13 protein-coding genes and 1 pseudogene are annotated in these 13,649 nt (G+C 73.9%); 5 read left to right on the forward strand and 9 right to left on the reverse strand.

Annotated elements, in window-relative coordinates; all coding sequences use genetic code 11:
• Positions 1-44: 44 nt before the first annotated feature.
• Positions 45-1,991 (reverse strand): annotated as a pseudogene (locus tag MicB006_RS19625) (propionyl-CoA synthetase); the annotation flags it as partial.
• An 89-nt stretch (positions 1,992-2,080) separates the two neighbouring features.
• Here MicB006_RS19625 and MicB006_RS19630 point away from each other — a divergent pair.
• Together MicB006_RS19630 and MicB006_RS19635 are read left to right on the forward strand one after the other, a co-directional pair.
• On the forward strand, positions 2,081-2,332 hold the full coding sequence (locus MicB006_RS19630) for a hypothetical protein (RefSeq protein WP_116508050.1): 252 nt from the start codon (positions 2,081-2,083) through the stop codon (positions 2,330-2,332).
• Between the two features lie 202 nt (positions 2,333-2,534).
• Positions 2,535-3,014 carry a hypothetical protein gene (locus MicB006_RS19635; protein ID WP_116508052.1) on the forward strand — a complete coding sequence of 160 codons (480 nt, stop codon included), beginning with the start codon at positions 2,535-2,537 and terminating at the stop codon, positions 3,012-3,014.
• 52 nt (positions 3,015-3,066) lie between these two features.
• Here MicB006_RS19635 and MicB006_RS19640 read toward each other — a convergent pair whose 3' ends face one another.
• Positions 3,067-3,609: a hypothetical protein gene (locus tag MicB006_RS19640; protein ID WP_116508054.1), complete on the reverse strand. Its 543-nt coding sequence runs from the start codon at positions 3,607-3,609 to the stop codon at positions 3,067-3,069.
• A gap of 98 nt (positions 3,610-3,707) precedes the next feature.
• On the opposite strand from MicB006_RS19640, the gene MicB006_RS19645 reads away from it, so the two are divergent.
• Together MicB006_RS19645 and MicB006_RS19650 are read left to right on the forward strand one after the other, a co-directional pair.
• Positions 3,708-4,928 carry a GNAT family N-acetyltransferase gene (locus MicB006_RS19645; RefSeq protein WP_225980422.1) on the forward strand — a complete coding sequence of 407 codons (1,221 nt, stop codon included), beginning with the start codon at positions 3,708-3,710 and terminating at the stop codon, positions 4,926-4,928.
• Positions 4,929-4,979: 51 nt separating this feature from the next.
• Positions 4,980-5,351: a hypothetical protein gene (locus MicB006_RS19650; protein ID WP_116508057.1), complete on the forward strand. Its 372-nt coding sequence runs from the start codon at positions 4,980-4,982 to the stop codon at positions 5,349-5,351.
• A 16-nt stretch (positions 5,352-5,367) separates the two neighbouring features.
• Here the strand turns inward: MicB006_RS19650 and MicB006_RS19655 are convergent, their stop codons facing one another.
• The 4 genes from MicB006_RS19655 to MicB006_RS19670 form a co-directional block, all read right to left on the reverse strand.
• Positions 5,368-5,838 (reverse strand): ribose-5-phosphate isomerase, encoded by a 471-nt coding sequence (locus MicB006_RS19655; RefSeq protein WP_116508059.1) that lies wholly within the window; start codon positions 5,836-5,838, stop codon positions 5,368-5,370.
• Between the two features lie 71 nt (positions 5,839-5,909).
• The gene (locus MicB006_RS19660) at positions 5,910-7,109 is read right to left on the reverse strand and encodes a DUF1015 family protein (protein WP_116508061.1); all 1,200 of its coding nucleotides are present in this window, start codon (positions 7,107-7,109) and stop codon (positions 5,910-5,912) included.
• Between the two features lie 132 nt (positions 7,110-7,241).
• A complete protein-coding gene (locus tag MicB006_RS19665) occupies positions 7,242-7,568 on the reverse strand; it encodes a hypothetical protein (protein WP_225980423.1) in 327 nt (108 codons plus the stop codon).
• Between the two features lie 213 nt (positions 7,569-7,781).
• The gene (locus tag MicB006_RS19670; protein WP_073830675.1) at positions 7,782-8,405 is read right to left on the reverse strand and encodes a disulfide bond formation protein DsbA; all 624 of its coding nucleotides are present in this window, start codon (positions 8,403-8,405) and stop codon (positions 7,782-7,784) included.
• A gap of 229 nt (positions 8,406-8,634) precedes the next feature.
• On the opposite strand from MicB006_RS19670, the gene pepN reads away from it, so the two are divergent.
• On the forward strand, positions 8,635-11,181 hold the full coding sequence (gene pepN / locus MicB006_RS19675; protein ID WP_192900311.1) for an aminopeptidase N: 2,547 nt from the start codon (positions 8,635-8,637) through the stop codon (positions 11,179-11,181).
• A gap of 139 nt (positions 11,182-11,320) precedes the next feature.
• Here the strand turns inward: pepN and MicB006_RS19680 are convergent, their stop codons facing one another.
• From MicB006_RS19680 to MicB006_RS19690, 3 genes are all read right to left on the reverse strand, one after another.
• A complete protein-coding gene (locus MicB006_RS19680; RefSeq protein ID WP_030502180.1) occupies positions 11,321-11,734 on the reverse strand; it encodes a DUF5130 family protein in 414 nt (137 codons plus the stop codon).
• Positions 11,721-12,005, reverse strand: a complete 285-nt coding sequence (locus tag MicB006_RS19685; RefSeq protein ID WP_073830674.1) for a hypothetical protein — start codon at positions 12,003-12,005, stop codon at positions 11,721-11,723. The genes MicB006_RS19680 and MicB006_RS19685 overlap by 14 nt, the downstream gene beginning before the upstream one ends.
• Before the next feature lie 74 nt (positions 12,006-12,079).
• Entirely contained in the window at positions 12,080-13,552 is a 1,473-nt protein-coding gene (locus tag MicB006_RS19690) for an amidase (RefSeq protein ID WP_116511629.1), read from the reverse strand.
• Positions 13,553-13,649: the final 97 nt, after the last annotated feature.

The raw sequence follows: 13,649 nt of genomic DNA on the forward strand, positions 1-13,649 counted from the left end.
CGGCCGGTGGAGTCCGGCCGGGGACCGCGTCAGCCCTGCCCGTCTCAGCCCGTGGCGCCGAGGTCGCGGAAGACGGTGAGCGCGCCCGGGTCGTCGATGGTCGCCGGGACCGGCTCGTCGCGCCCCTCGACCAGGCCCCGCATGGTGCGGCGCAGGATCTTCCCGGAGCGGGTCTTCGGCAGCGCCGGCACCACAGTCACCCGGCGGAACGCGGCCACCGGGCCGATCCGCTGCCGGACCAGCGCGACCAGCTCGGCGGCGAGCGCGTCCGGGTCGACGTCGGCGCCGGCCTTGAGCACCACGTACCCGCTGGGCACCTGCCCCTTCAGCGCGTCGGCCACGCCGATCACCGCGCACTCGGCCACCGCCGGGTGCGTCGCCAGGACCTCCTCCATCGCGCCGGTGGACAGGCGGTGCCCTGCGACGTTGATGACGTCGTCGGTGCGGCCCATCACGTACAGGTAGCCGTCCTCGTCGAACCGGCCGCCGTCACCGGTCAGGTAGTGACCGGGGAACGTGGACAGGTAGGAGCGGACGAACCGCTCGTCGTCACCCCAGAGCGTGGGCAGGCAGCCGGGCGGCAGCGGCAGCCGGATGACGATCGAGCCGTCCGTGCCGGGCGGCACGTCCCGGCCCGCGCCGTCGACCACGCGCACGTCGTAGCCGGGCACCGGCACCGTCGGCGACCCCGGCTTGATCGGCAGCGGCTCCAGGCCGCGCGGGTTGGCCGCCACCGGCCAGCCGGTCTCCGTCTGCCACCAGTTGTCGACAACGGGTACGCCGAGCCGCTGCCCCGCCCAGGCCCAGGTGTCCGGGTCAAGCCGCTCACCGGCGAGGAAGAGGGTACGCAGCGCGCTCAGGTCGTACCGGTCGATGTGCGCGCCGTCCGGGTCCTGACGGCGGATCGCCCGGATGGCGGTGGGCGCGGTGAACAGGGCGGCCACCCGGTGCTCGGCGGCGACCCGCCAGAACGCCCCCGCGTCGGGGGTGCCGACCGGCTTGCCCTCGTAGAGCACTGTGGTCGTGCCGGTGAGCAGCGGCGCGTACACGATGTAGGAGTGGCCGACCACCCAGCCCACGTCGGAGGCGGCCCAGAAGACGTCGCCCGGCTCGATGCCGTAGACGTTGCGCATCGACCAGCGCAACGCCACCGCGTGCCCGCCGTTGTCCCGCACCACGCCCTTGGGCCGGCCGGTGGTGCCGGAGGTGTAGAGGACGTAGAGCGGGTCCGTGGCGGCCACCGGCTCGCACGGCGCCGGTTCCGCGTCCGCCATCACCTCGGCCCAGGTCAGGTCGCGGCCCGGCACCAGCGGGGCGGGCTCCTGCGGGCGCTGCACCACCACGCAGCGCTCCGGCGCGTGCGCGGCCTCGTCCAGCGCGGCGGCCAGGATCGGGTGGTACGGCACCACCCGGTCGGCCTCGATGCCGCAGGAGGTGGCCACCACCACCTTCGGCCGCGCGTCGTCGATCCGGACGGCCAGCTCGTGCGCGGCGAAGCCGCCGAAGACCACCGAGTGCACCGCGCCGATCCGGGCGCACGCCAGCATGGCGATCACCGCCTCCGGGACCATCGCCAGGTAGAGCAGCACCCGGTCGCCCCGGCCGACGCCGAGCCGGCGCAGCGCACCGGCGAACCGGGCCGTCTCGGCGACCAGTTCGGCGTAGGTGAGCGTTCGGACCGTGCCGGTGACCGGGCTGTCGTGGATCAGCGCGGGCTGGTCGCCCCGCCCGGCGGCGACGTGCCGGTCGAGCGCGTTGTGGCAGGTGTTCAGCACCCCGTCGGGGAACCAGCGGTACAGCGGCGCCGCCTCCTCGTCCAGGATGCGCTCCGGCGGGATGACCCAGTCGATGTCGGCCGCCGCGTCCCGCCAGAAGCCGGCCGGATCGGCGATGCTCCGCTCGTACGCTGATCGATACGCGCCCATGCCGTCATGCTGCGCGGCGGCGGCGCGGCGGCACGACGGCCGGACGGGTCCGGTGCGCCGGAAGCACGCCCCGGCTCGCTGAACGGCCGCCCACGGCGGCGGGCGGTACCGTCGCCTGTCGTTTCCGGCGGCCCTGCCGGGGGTAGGGCGGGCACATGGAGACGAACACGAAGGCGTACCTGGTGGGCGGTCCCCGCGACGGCAGCACCCAGGACGCGGACGGCAAGGCCCTGGTGGAGATCGAGATCGACGGGATGATCCACCGCTACATCCGGACGACCAAGCAGCACGGCGACGACGGTGTGGTCTACAACTACGACGGCATGGTGGCGCCCGGTGGCGGCGAGCCCGGCGTCGAGGACCCGGCCGCCCGGGTCGCGTCGCCGAAGGCCGACGAGCAGCGGTGACCGCTCAGCCCAACGGGCGACGGATGAAGCCCGTGGGGCGGGGTAAGGCAACACGGTCCTGGTGGAGAGACGACCGGTGCCGCGGCGTACCGCGGCCGGGCACGCGGGCGGGCGGCGAGATGCCGTCCCGCCCGCGCATCCCAGGGCCGACCCGGGCAAACCGACTTTGATCAATGACGGCCGTCGACTAGCGTGCGCAGGCGTGAAATCGAACCGGATCTTCCCGATCCTCCTGACCTGTGCCGTGCTGGCCCTCGCCGGGTGCGGCGACGAGAAGCCCTCGACCACGGCCGGGCCGGCGGCCACGTCGGCCTCCGCGGTCCCCTCCACGGCGGCGCCCTCGCCGTCGGCGGCCGCCGTGAGCGACAAGGACCTCTGCACCGCCGCAGAAAAGATCAACAAGGACATGCGGACGAAGCTCATGGCCGTCGTGCAGGGAGGCGGCGACCTGACGAAGGAGACCGGCGCGATCCTGACCGAACTCGGCGACCGGGTGACCAAGCTGGCCGGAACCGCCGGCGACGGCGAGGCGGCCACCGCCCTGAAGGAGTTCGCCGCGGAGGCCGGCAAGGCGGGCTCGGCCCCCGACCCGGGCACCGCCGCCGACAACCCCGCAATGGAGAAGGCCAGCAAGGACATCAACGCCGCCTGCAAGACGGCCGGCGCACCGACCACCTTCTGACGCCGACGTCCCCTGTCGTCCGTCCGGCGTGCGCCGGACGGACGACAGTCACCTAGACGCCTGTCACCCAGTTCCAGGCGGAGACCACCCACTCGGTCTGCTGCAGGTACGCCACCCCCACGCCGACCAGGAACAACGCGGTGACCAGGTGAGCGCCCTTGGCGCTGCGGCGCACCCGGCCCAACTGCCGCTCCAGGACCAGCCGCCCGAGCAGCCGGGCCAGCGCGAACAGGCCGACCGCGGTGAGCAGGCTGAGCACGAACGTGAGCAGCGGGGCGATCAGGTTGCCCCGCCCGGAGATCGCCCAGATGCCCCAGCAGACGAACGCGAACAGGGCCCCGGCGGCGCTCAACTCGCCGCCCTTGCGAGCCTGGGCGAGGTGCCAGCTCATCGGCCGGCGCGGCGCCGGCTCACCGGCCCAGTCGCCGTGCTGCTCGACGGTGGGGAACTGCTCGGTGCGGGGCGTACGCGGCGTGCGCGGCTGACCGACCGCCGCCACCCCGCGCTGGAACGCGTCCCGCTGCGGGGGCACCACCCCCGGCTGGGGCGGCACCTCCACGGTGCGCTCGGCCCACGGCTGTGTCTGGTCCGCCATCTTCGTCCTCCCCCTCGACCGATTCCGGCCTCGGTTCCGAGGGTAGCCAGCCCGCAAATAGGGTGCCGACCCCCGTCACGGTGCGATACACACGTGCCGTGACCGACGTGCTGGTATCCCGGGCTGAGGACTTCGACGACATCGCGGCGCTGCTGGCGCTGGCCTTCCACGGTGATCTCGACCCCGACGTGCAGGCGCTCGAACGCCCGATCTTCGAGCCGGACCGGTCGTTACTGGTCCGCGACGGCGGGACGGTCGTGGCAAACGCCGCCGCGTTCAGCCGCGAGATCGCGGTACCCGGCGCGCACGTGCCGGCCGCCCACGTGACCATGGTCGCTGTCGCACCGACGCACCGGCGGCGCGGCCTGCTCACCACGCTGATGCGCCGCCAGCTGCGGGACGTCCGCGACGCCGGCCGGGAACCGATCGCGGTGCTCTGGGCCAGCGAGAGCCGCATCTACCCCCGCTTCGGCTACGGGTCGGCGGCCCCGCGGTACGTGCTGTCCGTGGACACCACCGGGCTGCGCCTGCCCGCCCCGACGTCCGCCGAGGGCACGCTACGACTGGACCGTCCGGACGCGCACCGGGACGAGCTGGCCCGGCTGTACGAGCAGGCACGCGCCGACCGTCCCGGCTGGTCCCGCCGCGACGAGCGCTGGTGGTCGTACCTGCTGGCGGACCTCAAGGCGCACCGGGGCGGCGCCACCGAACGCCGGGTGCTGCTGCACGAGGGCCCCGGCGGGCTCGACGGGTACGCGCTCTACCGGACGAAGGACAGCTCCTCGGCCACCGGCCCGCAGGCCGAGACGCATGTCGGCGAGGTGGTGGCGCTGACGCCGGAGGCGTACACGGCGCTGTGGCGGCTGCTGCTCTCGGTCGACCTGACCCGCCGGCTGTCGTTCCCGATCGCGGCACTGGACGAGCCGCTGCTGCGGCTGGTGGACGAGCCCCGCCAGCTCTCCCCGCAGCTCGCCGACGCGCTCTGGGTACGGGTGGTGGACGTGCCGGCCGCGCTCGCCGCCCGGCGCTACGCCACCGACGTCGACGTGGTGATCGAGGTCACCGACGAACTGCTGAAGGAGAACACCGGCCGCTGGCGGCTGGTCGGCGGTCCCGACGGCGCGCAGTGCACGCCCACCACCGCCCCCGCGGCGCTGGCGTGCGACGTACGCGCTCTCGGCGAGCTGTACCTCGGCGGCGCGAACCCGTCCGCGCTGGCCGCCGCCGGGCACGTCCGGGAGCTGGTCCCGCACACCCTGACCGCGCTCACCCCCGCGTTCAGCTGGCACCGCGCCCCCTCCCCCATGGAGGTCTTCTGACCGCCCGCGCTCGTGGGAGCGCCGATGGGTGTGGGGCGGTACGGTCGGGGGATGGGTGAGGCGGAGCGACGGCGGCGACGGCTACGGCATCACGGCGAGGCCGGCGCCCCGGCCGACAGCGCCGACGGCTCCACCGCCAGCACCGCTCCCGTACACGACGATGTGACGCCCCGGTCCCCGCGCGGCGGCCGGCCGGGCGAGCCGGAGCCCCGCGCGCGCCGCGCCGCGCCCGCCGAGGAGGGCGAGCGCGGGCTGCGCGGGCTGGTCGGCTCCGGCTCGTCGCAGGTGAGCGTCACCGCCGCGCTGCGGGCACGGGACGCCGCCCGCCCCACCGACGACGATCTCGCCGTGGCCGAGGAGCGGGTGGTGCTGATCCGGCGCAACTGGGTGCCCCGCGAGGAGCTGCCCCGCAACGGGCGGTGAGCCCGGCGGCGTCCGGTCAGGCGGGCAGCTCGGGCAGCTTGCGGCTCTGCTCGTAGGCGGCCACCTGCTCGATACGCCGGCTGTGCCGGGGGTTGCCGGAGAACGGCGTGGTCAGGAACGCCTCCACCAGCGCGGTCGCCTCGTCCAGCGTGTGCTGCCGGGCGCCGATCGCGACGACGTTGGCGTCGTTGTGCTCGCGGGCCAGCTGGGCGGTCTCCACGTTCCACGCCAGCGCCGCCCGGACGCCGGAGACCTTGTTCGAGGCGATCTGCTCGCCGTTGCCGGAGCCGCCGATCACCACGCCGAGGCTGCCCGGGTCACCGACCACCCGGTCGCCGGTGTGCAGGCAGAACGCCGGGTAGTCGTCGTCCGGGTCGAAGGCGTGCGGACCCACGTCCACCACCTCGTAGCCCTGCTTGGCCAGGTGGTTGGCGAGGTGCACCTTCAACTCGAAACCGGCGTGGTCGGATCCCAGGTAGACGCGCATACCGCGCAGTCTGACAGGCCCGCCTCCGGGTCGGCGCACCGGCGGCGGCCCGGAGGCGGTACGTCACACGGTCAGTGCGGCAGCTCGGCCACGACCAGGCCGGCCCGCGCCTTCGGGGTGAACCAGGTGCTCTTGCGGGGCATCTTCTCCCTGGCCAGGTTCACCGCGACGAAGTCGTCCACGGTCACCGGTGCGACGAGCACCGCCAGCTCGGCCCGGCCGGCGGCGACCTCACCGACGAGCCAGCTCGCCGGGTAGTCGCCGCCCACGTACGTGATCCGCTTGTCGCCCGGGTCGAGACCCAGCGCGTCGCGCAGCAGCAGACGCTCGACGAGCGCGTGGTCGAGGTTCTCCAGCCGGCCGGCGCCGACGTGCGGCAGCGTCACCGCGTACCCCCGGTCGCCGAGGTAGAGGTGCACGACGCCGCCGGTCGCCGGCACGTCCACCGGCCCGTCCACCGCGGTGATCTCCGCGCCCGCGGCACGCAGCCGGTCGAGCAGCTCGTCCGGCGTGGTGGTCAGCTCGCTGACCAGCCGGTTGTAGGGCTGGATGGCGACCGACGCGGGCGTGGTGACCACCGCCAGGAAGCGCGGGAACCCGCCGGTCTGCGCGGCCAGGCTGCGGTGGTTGCCGTCCGCCACCACCAGATCCCCGCCGCCGGCGAGCGCGGTCAGCTCGTCCTGCGCCGGGCCCGGGCCGAGCAGCCAGATGGCGTGCGTGCGACCGGACTGGTCGACGTCGGTCGCGGCGGGCGCCCCGGCCGCCTCGGTCGCCGCCGCGAGCGCGGCGTGCAGCTCGTCGCCCTTGCCGGTCTGGAGCAGGAGTACGGGCGAGAGCAGGTGACCGATCGCCTCGGCCAGGGCGACGCGCTCGCGCACCTTGGCGATGAACACGTCCTCGTTGCGGATCACCAGACCCGGCTCGTCGGCGCGGGTGGAGATCTGGTCGGTGTCGACCATCGCCCACAGCCCGTACGCGCTCTCCTCGCCCGGCGCGCTGATCCGGTAGAGCACCACGACCTGCTCGGCGGGGGTGTAGCTGCCGTCCGCCTTCGCCTCGGCCAGGCGCGCCACCGCGTCCGGCAGCGCGTCGAGGAAGGACTTCCCGAGGCTGCCCGGCGCCCGGTGGGGCATCTCGATGCCCAGAGCGCTGTGCGGATTCGCCTCGACGATGGAGGTGATCTCCGCGTCGTCGGCGAACTCGTCGTAGTTCTGCGCGCCGGTGCCGCCAGTGGTGATCCAGGCCCGGGTGATCGGATGCACGACCGTCATGTCCGCTGACGCTACCCGGGCCCCGATCGCCCCCGCCGCCGGACTCACCCGCTTACCACCAGGTGAAAGGAAGGGCCCCCTGTTAACGCCTCCGGTAGAGGAAGGGCCCCTTCTTAACACCGGGAAGGTGACTCAGGCGGTGGGGTTGCGGTGCCGGCCCGGAGTCGGACGGCGGGCCGGCGCGGCGGGGCGGGAGCCGGCGTTGAGGCGTACCGTCGTCGCACCCGCGGCTGCCGGGTGGGCCGCGGCGCCGGTCCGCGACGGCGCCCGGCCGGGCCGGACGGTCTCGGCCGGCGGTGTCATCCGCGAGGTGGCCACCACCCGGGCCACACCGACCACGATCGGCGGGGCCAGCAGGTCGGCCACCTCGGCCGGGCCGGCCGGCCAGTCGCTCTCGGTCACCGACCAGTACGTCGCACCGGAGTCCTCGGTCGCCTGCTGCGGCGCGTCGTCGGACATGCGGCGGTGCTTAGCCATGGGAACGCCTCCAGGAGCTGCCGTGGTGCGGCCCCGCGCGGGCCGTCGGCTGGGACACCCGGTGAAACGAGCCCCGCACCGGCCCGGTGACGGGCGGCGCGGGGCTCGGGGCGCGGCGTCGCGAGGGCCCGGGGTGTTAAGAAGGGCCCCTTCCTCTACCGGAGGCGTTAAGAAGGGGCCCTTCCTTACACCGCGTCAGTCGAAGATGGGGCCCTGCTCGCGGGTGCGCTTGAGCTCGTAGAACCCGGGGGTGGCGGAGACCAGCAGCACGCCGTCCCAGAGGCGGCCGGCGGCCTCGCCCTTGGGCGCCGGGGTGATCACCGGGCCGAAGAAGGCGACCTGCCCCCCGTCCGGGCCCGGCGCGTGGACCACCGGCGTGCCGACCTCGGTGCCGACCGGCCGCATGCCCGCCTCGTGGCTGGCCCGCAACGCGTCGTCGTACTGGGTGGACTCGGCGGCGTCGGCGAGCGCCGGGTCCAGACCGACGTCGGTGAGCGCGCCCACCAGCATGTCGCGGCCCAGCTCCTCCTTGCCGAGATGGATCCGGGTGCCCATCGCGGTGTAGAGCTTCGCCAGCGCCTCGGCGCCGTGCGCCTGCTCGACGGCGATGCACACCCGCACCGGACCCCAGCCCTTGACCATCAGGTCCTGGTACTCCTCCGGGAGGTCCCGGCCCTCGTTGAGCACGGACAGGCTCATCACGTGGAACCGGATGTCCACGTCCCGGACCTGCTCGACCTCGAGCAGCCAACGGGAGGTGATCCAGGCCCACGGGCACAGCGGGTCGAACCACATGTCCGCGGTGACACGTTCGGTCACGGTGTCATCCCTTCACGACTTCGTCCGCGCCGGGGACCCGGCACGGTCACCCCCGATCCTCCACCCCCTGCCGTATCGACCGGTACCGGAATGAGAGCGTGACCTCGACCACCGAGAGCGGTCCGTGCATGGAAGACTCGGTTCTCAGCGGACCGTCACGAGCGGGCCGGGAAAGACCGGTGCCGCGGGGCGCGGCGAGACGAGTGGGATGGAGACGAACGTGCCGGGAGTGCGCAACCTGACCCAGGTCGAGGCGACCGAGCGGGCCCGCCTGCTCGAGGTGACCGGGTACGACATCAGCCTTGACCTGTCGACCGCGGTGCAGCCCACCGGTCGCACGTTCCGCTCGGTGACCGAGGTCCGGTTCCGCTGCGCCGAGCCGGGGGCCACCACCTTCATCGAGGCGGCCGCCGAGTCGGTGCGCTCCGCCACGCTCAACGGCGAGCCGGTCGACCTGTCCGGCTGGTCCGCCGAGAAGGGCCTCACGCTGACCGGCCTGGCCGCCGAGAACGTGCTCGTGGTCGACGCCGACTTCGGCTACTCCAACAGCGGGCAGGGTCTGCACCGCACCGTCGACCCGGTGGACGGCGAGACCTACCTCTACAGCCAGTTCGAGACCGCCGACGCGCAGAAGGTCTACGCCTGCTTCGACCAGCCCGACCTGAAGAGCGTCTACACCTGGCACGCCACGGTGCCGGACCACTGGCGGGTCGTGTCGAACATGCCGGTGGCCCGCGAGGAGGCGGCCGGCGAAGGGCTGAAGACGGTGCACTTCACCGTCTCGGAGCGGATGAGCACGTACATCACCGCGCTCTGCGCCGGGCCGTACCACGAGGTGCGCCGCAGCCACGACGGCATCGACATGGGTTACTTCTGCCGGGCCAGCATGGCCCCGCACATGGACGCCGACGACCTGCACCTGATCACCACGCAGGGCTTCGACTTCTTCCACGAGAAGTTCGGCGTGCGTTACCCGCTGCCCAAGTACGACCAGCTCTGGGTGCCGGACTTCAACGCCGGCGCGATGGAGAACTTCGGCTGCGTCACGCACGCCGAGTCGCACTACATCTTCCGCTCGCAGGTCACCGACTTCGAGTACGAGCAGCGCGCCAACACGATCCTGCACGAGCTGGCGCACATGTGGTTCGGTGACCTGGTCACCATGCGCTGGTGGAACGACCTGTGGCTCAACGAGTCGTTCGCCGAGTGGGCGAGCCACTGGTGCAACACGCACGCCACCCGCTTCACCGACGCGTGGACCACGTTCCTGTCGATCCGCAAGAACTGGGGTTACCGGCAGGACCAGCTCTCCTCCACCCACCCGGTCTACTGCGAGATGCCGGACCTGGAGGCGGTCGAGGTCAACTTCGACGGCATCACGTACGCCAAGGGCGCGAGCGTGCTCAAGCAGCTCGTCGCGTACGTCGGTGAGGAGCCGTTCCTGGCCGGCCTGCGCGCCTACTTCGGCAAGTACGCCTGGGGCAACGCCACCTTCGACGACCTGCTCTCCGAGCTGGAGACGGCCTCGGGCCGGGAGCTGCGCAAGTTCGCCGCGCAGTGGCTGGAGACCGCGCAGGTCAACACGCTGCGCCCGGAGGTGACCATCGGCGCCGACGGCACGTACGAGCGGGTGGTGGTCCGGCAGGAGGCGCCGTCGGGCTACCCGACGTTGCGTACGCACCGCATCGGCGTGGGCCTGTACGACCTGACCGACGGCCGGCTGGTGCGCCGGGAACTGATCGAGACGGACGTGACGGGCGAGCTGACCGAGTTGTCCGCGCTGCACGGCAAGCCGGCCGCGGATGTGCTGCTGCTCAACGACGAGGACCTCACGTACGCCAAGCTGCGGCTGGACGAGCGCTCCATGGCCACCGTGGTGCAGCACATCGCCGGCTTCGACTCGTCGCTGGCCCGGGCGCTGTGCTGGACGGCCGCCTGGGACATGACCCGCGACGCGGAGCTGTCGGCCCGCGACTACGTGGCGCTGGTGCTGGCCGGGCTGACCGCCGAGACCGACATCAACCTGGTCACCGCCACGCTGCGGCAGGCGACCACCGCGCTCACCTTCTACGCCGACCCGGAGTGGGCGCCGACCGGCTGGGCCGACCTGTCCCGGACCGCCCGGACCGCGCTGGCCGCCGCCGAGCCGGGCAGCGGCTTCCAGCTCGCCTGGGCCCGCGCGTACGCCTCCTCGGCCCGCTCCGGGGAGGACCTGGCCACGCTGCGCGGCTGGCTGGAGGGCAACGGGGTGCCGGAGGGGCTGACCGTCGACACCGAGCTGCGCTGGACCGTGCTCCAGTCGCTCGTCGCCAACGGCGCGGCCGGCGCCGCCGACGTGGACGCGGAACTGGCCGCCGACCGTACCGCCAGCGGCGAGCGGGAGGCCGCGTACGCGCACGCGCTGGTGCCGACCGAGGAGAACAAGGCGGCGGTGTGGGCGCTGCTCACCGGCCCGGACGCGCTGCCCAACTGGCGCAACCGGGCGCTGCTGCAGGGCTTCACCCACTCGGCGCAGGTCGAGCTGACCGCGCCGTACCGGGAGCGGTACTTCGCCACCGTGGACCAGGTGTGGGCGCAGCGCGACAGCGAGCCGGCGCAGGAGTTCGTGCAGCTCGCCTACCCGGCGCACCTGGTCGAGGAGGACACGGTCGCGGCCACCGACGCGTGGCTGGCCCAGGACGGGCGGCCGGCGTCGCTGCGGCGGCTGGTGGCCGAGGGCCGCGACGGCGTGGTCCGCGCGCTGAAGGCCCGCGAGCGGGACGCCCGCACCGCCTGAACAGAGGTACGGCGGCCGGCGCGGGCTGCCGCCCACGCCGGCCCCGGCCGAGAACACGGGAAAGCCCGGTCCCGGCCAGAACACGGGAAAGCCCGGCCCGCGCGGTGCGCGGGCCGGGCTTCGTCGTGTGCGGGGCGGATCAGCCCTTGCCGGCGTGACTGGCGAGCTGGTCGAGGCCCTGGATGATGCCGCCGGCCAGGTCGCCGCCGCCGAAGGCGGCCACCATGGAGAGCGCGGCCAGCTTCGCGTACGTGTCCGGGATGCGCTTGCGCGCGTACCGGCCGGTGACGACCTCCAGCTGCCGCTGGTTGGGCGACACCGCGATCAGCACCGAGCGGTCGGGCTCGGCGAGCTGGCGGTGCAGCCGCTCGGCGTGCTCCCGGATCGGCTCGTCGAGCCCGCCGACGTAGACCGAGAAGACCAGGCCGGTGCCCTGGTCGGCGAGGCGCAGCGCCTCGTCGATGCGGAGCAGCTGACGGGTCGAGAACGGTCCGTCCAGCACGTCGGGCGGAGTGTCCGTCCCCGTCGTGGGCCGCGCTTCACCAACGGTCACTTGCGCCTCCGGTTCCACCGGCCGGCGCCTCCCGGCCGGCCTGCTCCTGCTTGCGGCTGGTCAACGCCGGCGCCTGCGCCCCGGCGGCCAGGGCCGTGCCGGCCGAGTCGGCCAGCTGCTCCGGACGGCCCAGGAACCAGACCGGAGTGAAGTCGAAGGGCCGGCCCGGCCGGTAGCGCTTGGCGCCGCCACCGTTGCCACGGCTGCCGACGGCCGCGAGGCCGGCGATCAGCAGCACCGCGGCGGCCGGGATGCCGACGAAGACCACCAACGTCTCGGTAACAGACAATCCCAACGCCCCCAGGCGGAAAGAGAGACCAGGAATGGTTCGGGTCGGGTGACCGGTCAGGACCGGCCGCGCCCCACCTCACTTGTGATGTTCACGTTAGCGGAGTCGGTGGCCAGCCAGATTGCGGGGTGCTGATCCCATCCGCCACTCGGGTGCTCAAGCTGCGCGGCAGTGGCGACCAATGTCGCGTCGTCGCCGTACCGGCCGGTGAGCAGCACCCCGACCGGCAGGCCGTCGGCGGTCCGTCCGACCGGCAGCGAAACGGACGGATCGCCTGTGACGTTGAAGACCGCGCAGTACGGCGAGAAGCGCCGCTGCCTGTCGAAATCCTCCGCCGGTTCGAGGGCGGCGAGCGCGCCCACCGGCATCCGCGGGGCCGCGAGCGTCGGGCAGAGCAACAGGTCACAGCCGGCGGTACGGCGCACGCCGAGGCGTACCTGCGCCTGCAGCTCGCCGAGCGCGGCCATCAGCGCGGGGACGCCCAGCGCCGCGCCGCGGCCACGCAGGAACCGGGTCAGCGGCAGCAGCTCGCCCTCCCGGTCGGGCGGGACCGGCGTGACCGCCAGCGCGTACCAGAGGGTCTCGAACAGCGGCCACGCCTCGGGGCCGAGCGGCGCGGGGACGTCGACCACCTCGTGCCCGGCGTCGGCGAGCAGCGCGGCGGCCCGGTCGACGGCGGCGACGCAGTCCGGGTGGACCGGCTCGTCGGCGAGCATCGGCGTGGTGAAGCGGCCGACGCGCAGCCGGCCGGGCCCGGTGGCGCGGGCGGACCGGGCGACGCCGAGGTAGCCGCCGACGGGCGCGGCCGGCGGCAGGTACGGCTCGCCGGGCACCGGCCGCGCCAGCACGTCGAGCATCGCGGCCACGTCGGCGACGGTACGGCCGATCGGCCCGTTCACCGGCAGCCCGAAGCCGCCGAAGCCGAGTGGCCCACCGGAGACCATGCCCCGGCTCGGTTTGTAGCCGATCAGGCCGCAGAGCGCGGCCGGGATGCGCAGCGAGCCGCCGCCGTCGGAGCCCTGGGCCACCGGCACCAGCCCGGCGGCGACCGCCGCGGCCGCGCCGCCGCTGGACCCGCCCGCGGTGCACGCGAGGTCCCACGGGTTGCGGGCGGGCGGCGCGACGCGCCCCTCGGAGTAGAGCGAGCAGCCCAGTTCGGAGGTGGTGGTCTTGCCGACGCTGACTAGTCCGGCTTCGGCCAGGAGGCGGACCACGTCGGCGTCGACCGGCGGGACGAAGTCGGCGAAGGCGGCCGAGCCGAAGGTGGTGCGTACCCCGGCGGTGAGTGTCAGGTCCTTGATCGCGGTCGGCACCCCGTGCAGGGGATGCCGGTCCGCCGCCGGGACCGCGTCGGCCGCCCGGGCCGCCGCCCGCGCGTGCCCGGCGGTGACAGTGACGAACGCGCCGACGGTGTCGCCGAGCGCCTCGACCCGGCGCAGGTGGTGCTCGACCAGCTCCAGGCTGGACAGCTCGCCCCGGCGGATCGCGGCGGCCTGCTCCAGCGCGGTCAGGTCGTGCGGCTCGGCCATGCCGTCCATCCTGCCGGGCCGGTGGCCGGGAGGCCGGGCGACACGTCCGGCCTGTCCTGAACAGCGCCGGGTGCGTCCGTCGACTCTAGGGCGACGA

It is taken from the genome of Micromonospora sp. B006 (assembly GCF_003408515.1).
Taxonomy (GTDB): Bacteria; Actinomycetota; Actinomycetes; order Mycobacteriales; family Micromonosporaceae; genus Micromonospora; species Micromonospora echinospora_A.

What these genes read in the sequence shown, in the direction of transcription:
- MicB006_RS19655 (WP_116508059.1), bottom strand. Translation starts at nt 5,838, where the DNA reads ATGCGCGTCTACCTGGGATCCGACCACGCCGGTTTCGAGTTGAAGGTG.
- MicB006_RS19690 (WP_116511629.1), bottom strand. Translation starts at nt 13,552, where the DNA reads ATGGCCGAGCCGCACGACCTGACCGCGCTGGAGCAGGCCGCCGCGATC.
- MicB006_RS19650 (WP_116508057.1), top strand. Translation starts at nt 4,980, where the DNA reads ATGGGTGAGGCGGAGCGACGGCGGCGACGGCTACGGCATCACGGCGAG.
- MicB006_RS19660 (WP_116508061.1), bottom strand. Translation starts at nt 7,109, where the DNA reads ATGACGGTCGTGCATCCGATCACCCGGGCCTGGATCACCACTGGCGGC.
- MicB006_RS19640 (WP_116508054.1), bottom strand. Translation starts at nt 3,609, where the DNA reads ATGGCGGACCAGACACAGCCGTGGGCCGAGCGCACCGTGGAGGTGCCG.
- MicB006_RS19665 (WP_225980423.1), bottom strand. Translation starts at nt 7,568, where the DNA reads ATGTCCGACGACGCGCCGCAGCAGGCGACCGAGGACTCCGGTGCGACG.
- MicB006_RS19630 (WP_116508050.1), top strand. Translation starts at nt 2,081, where the DNA reads ATGGAGACGAACACGAAGGCGTACCTGGTGGGCGGTCCCCGCGACGGC.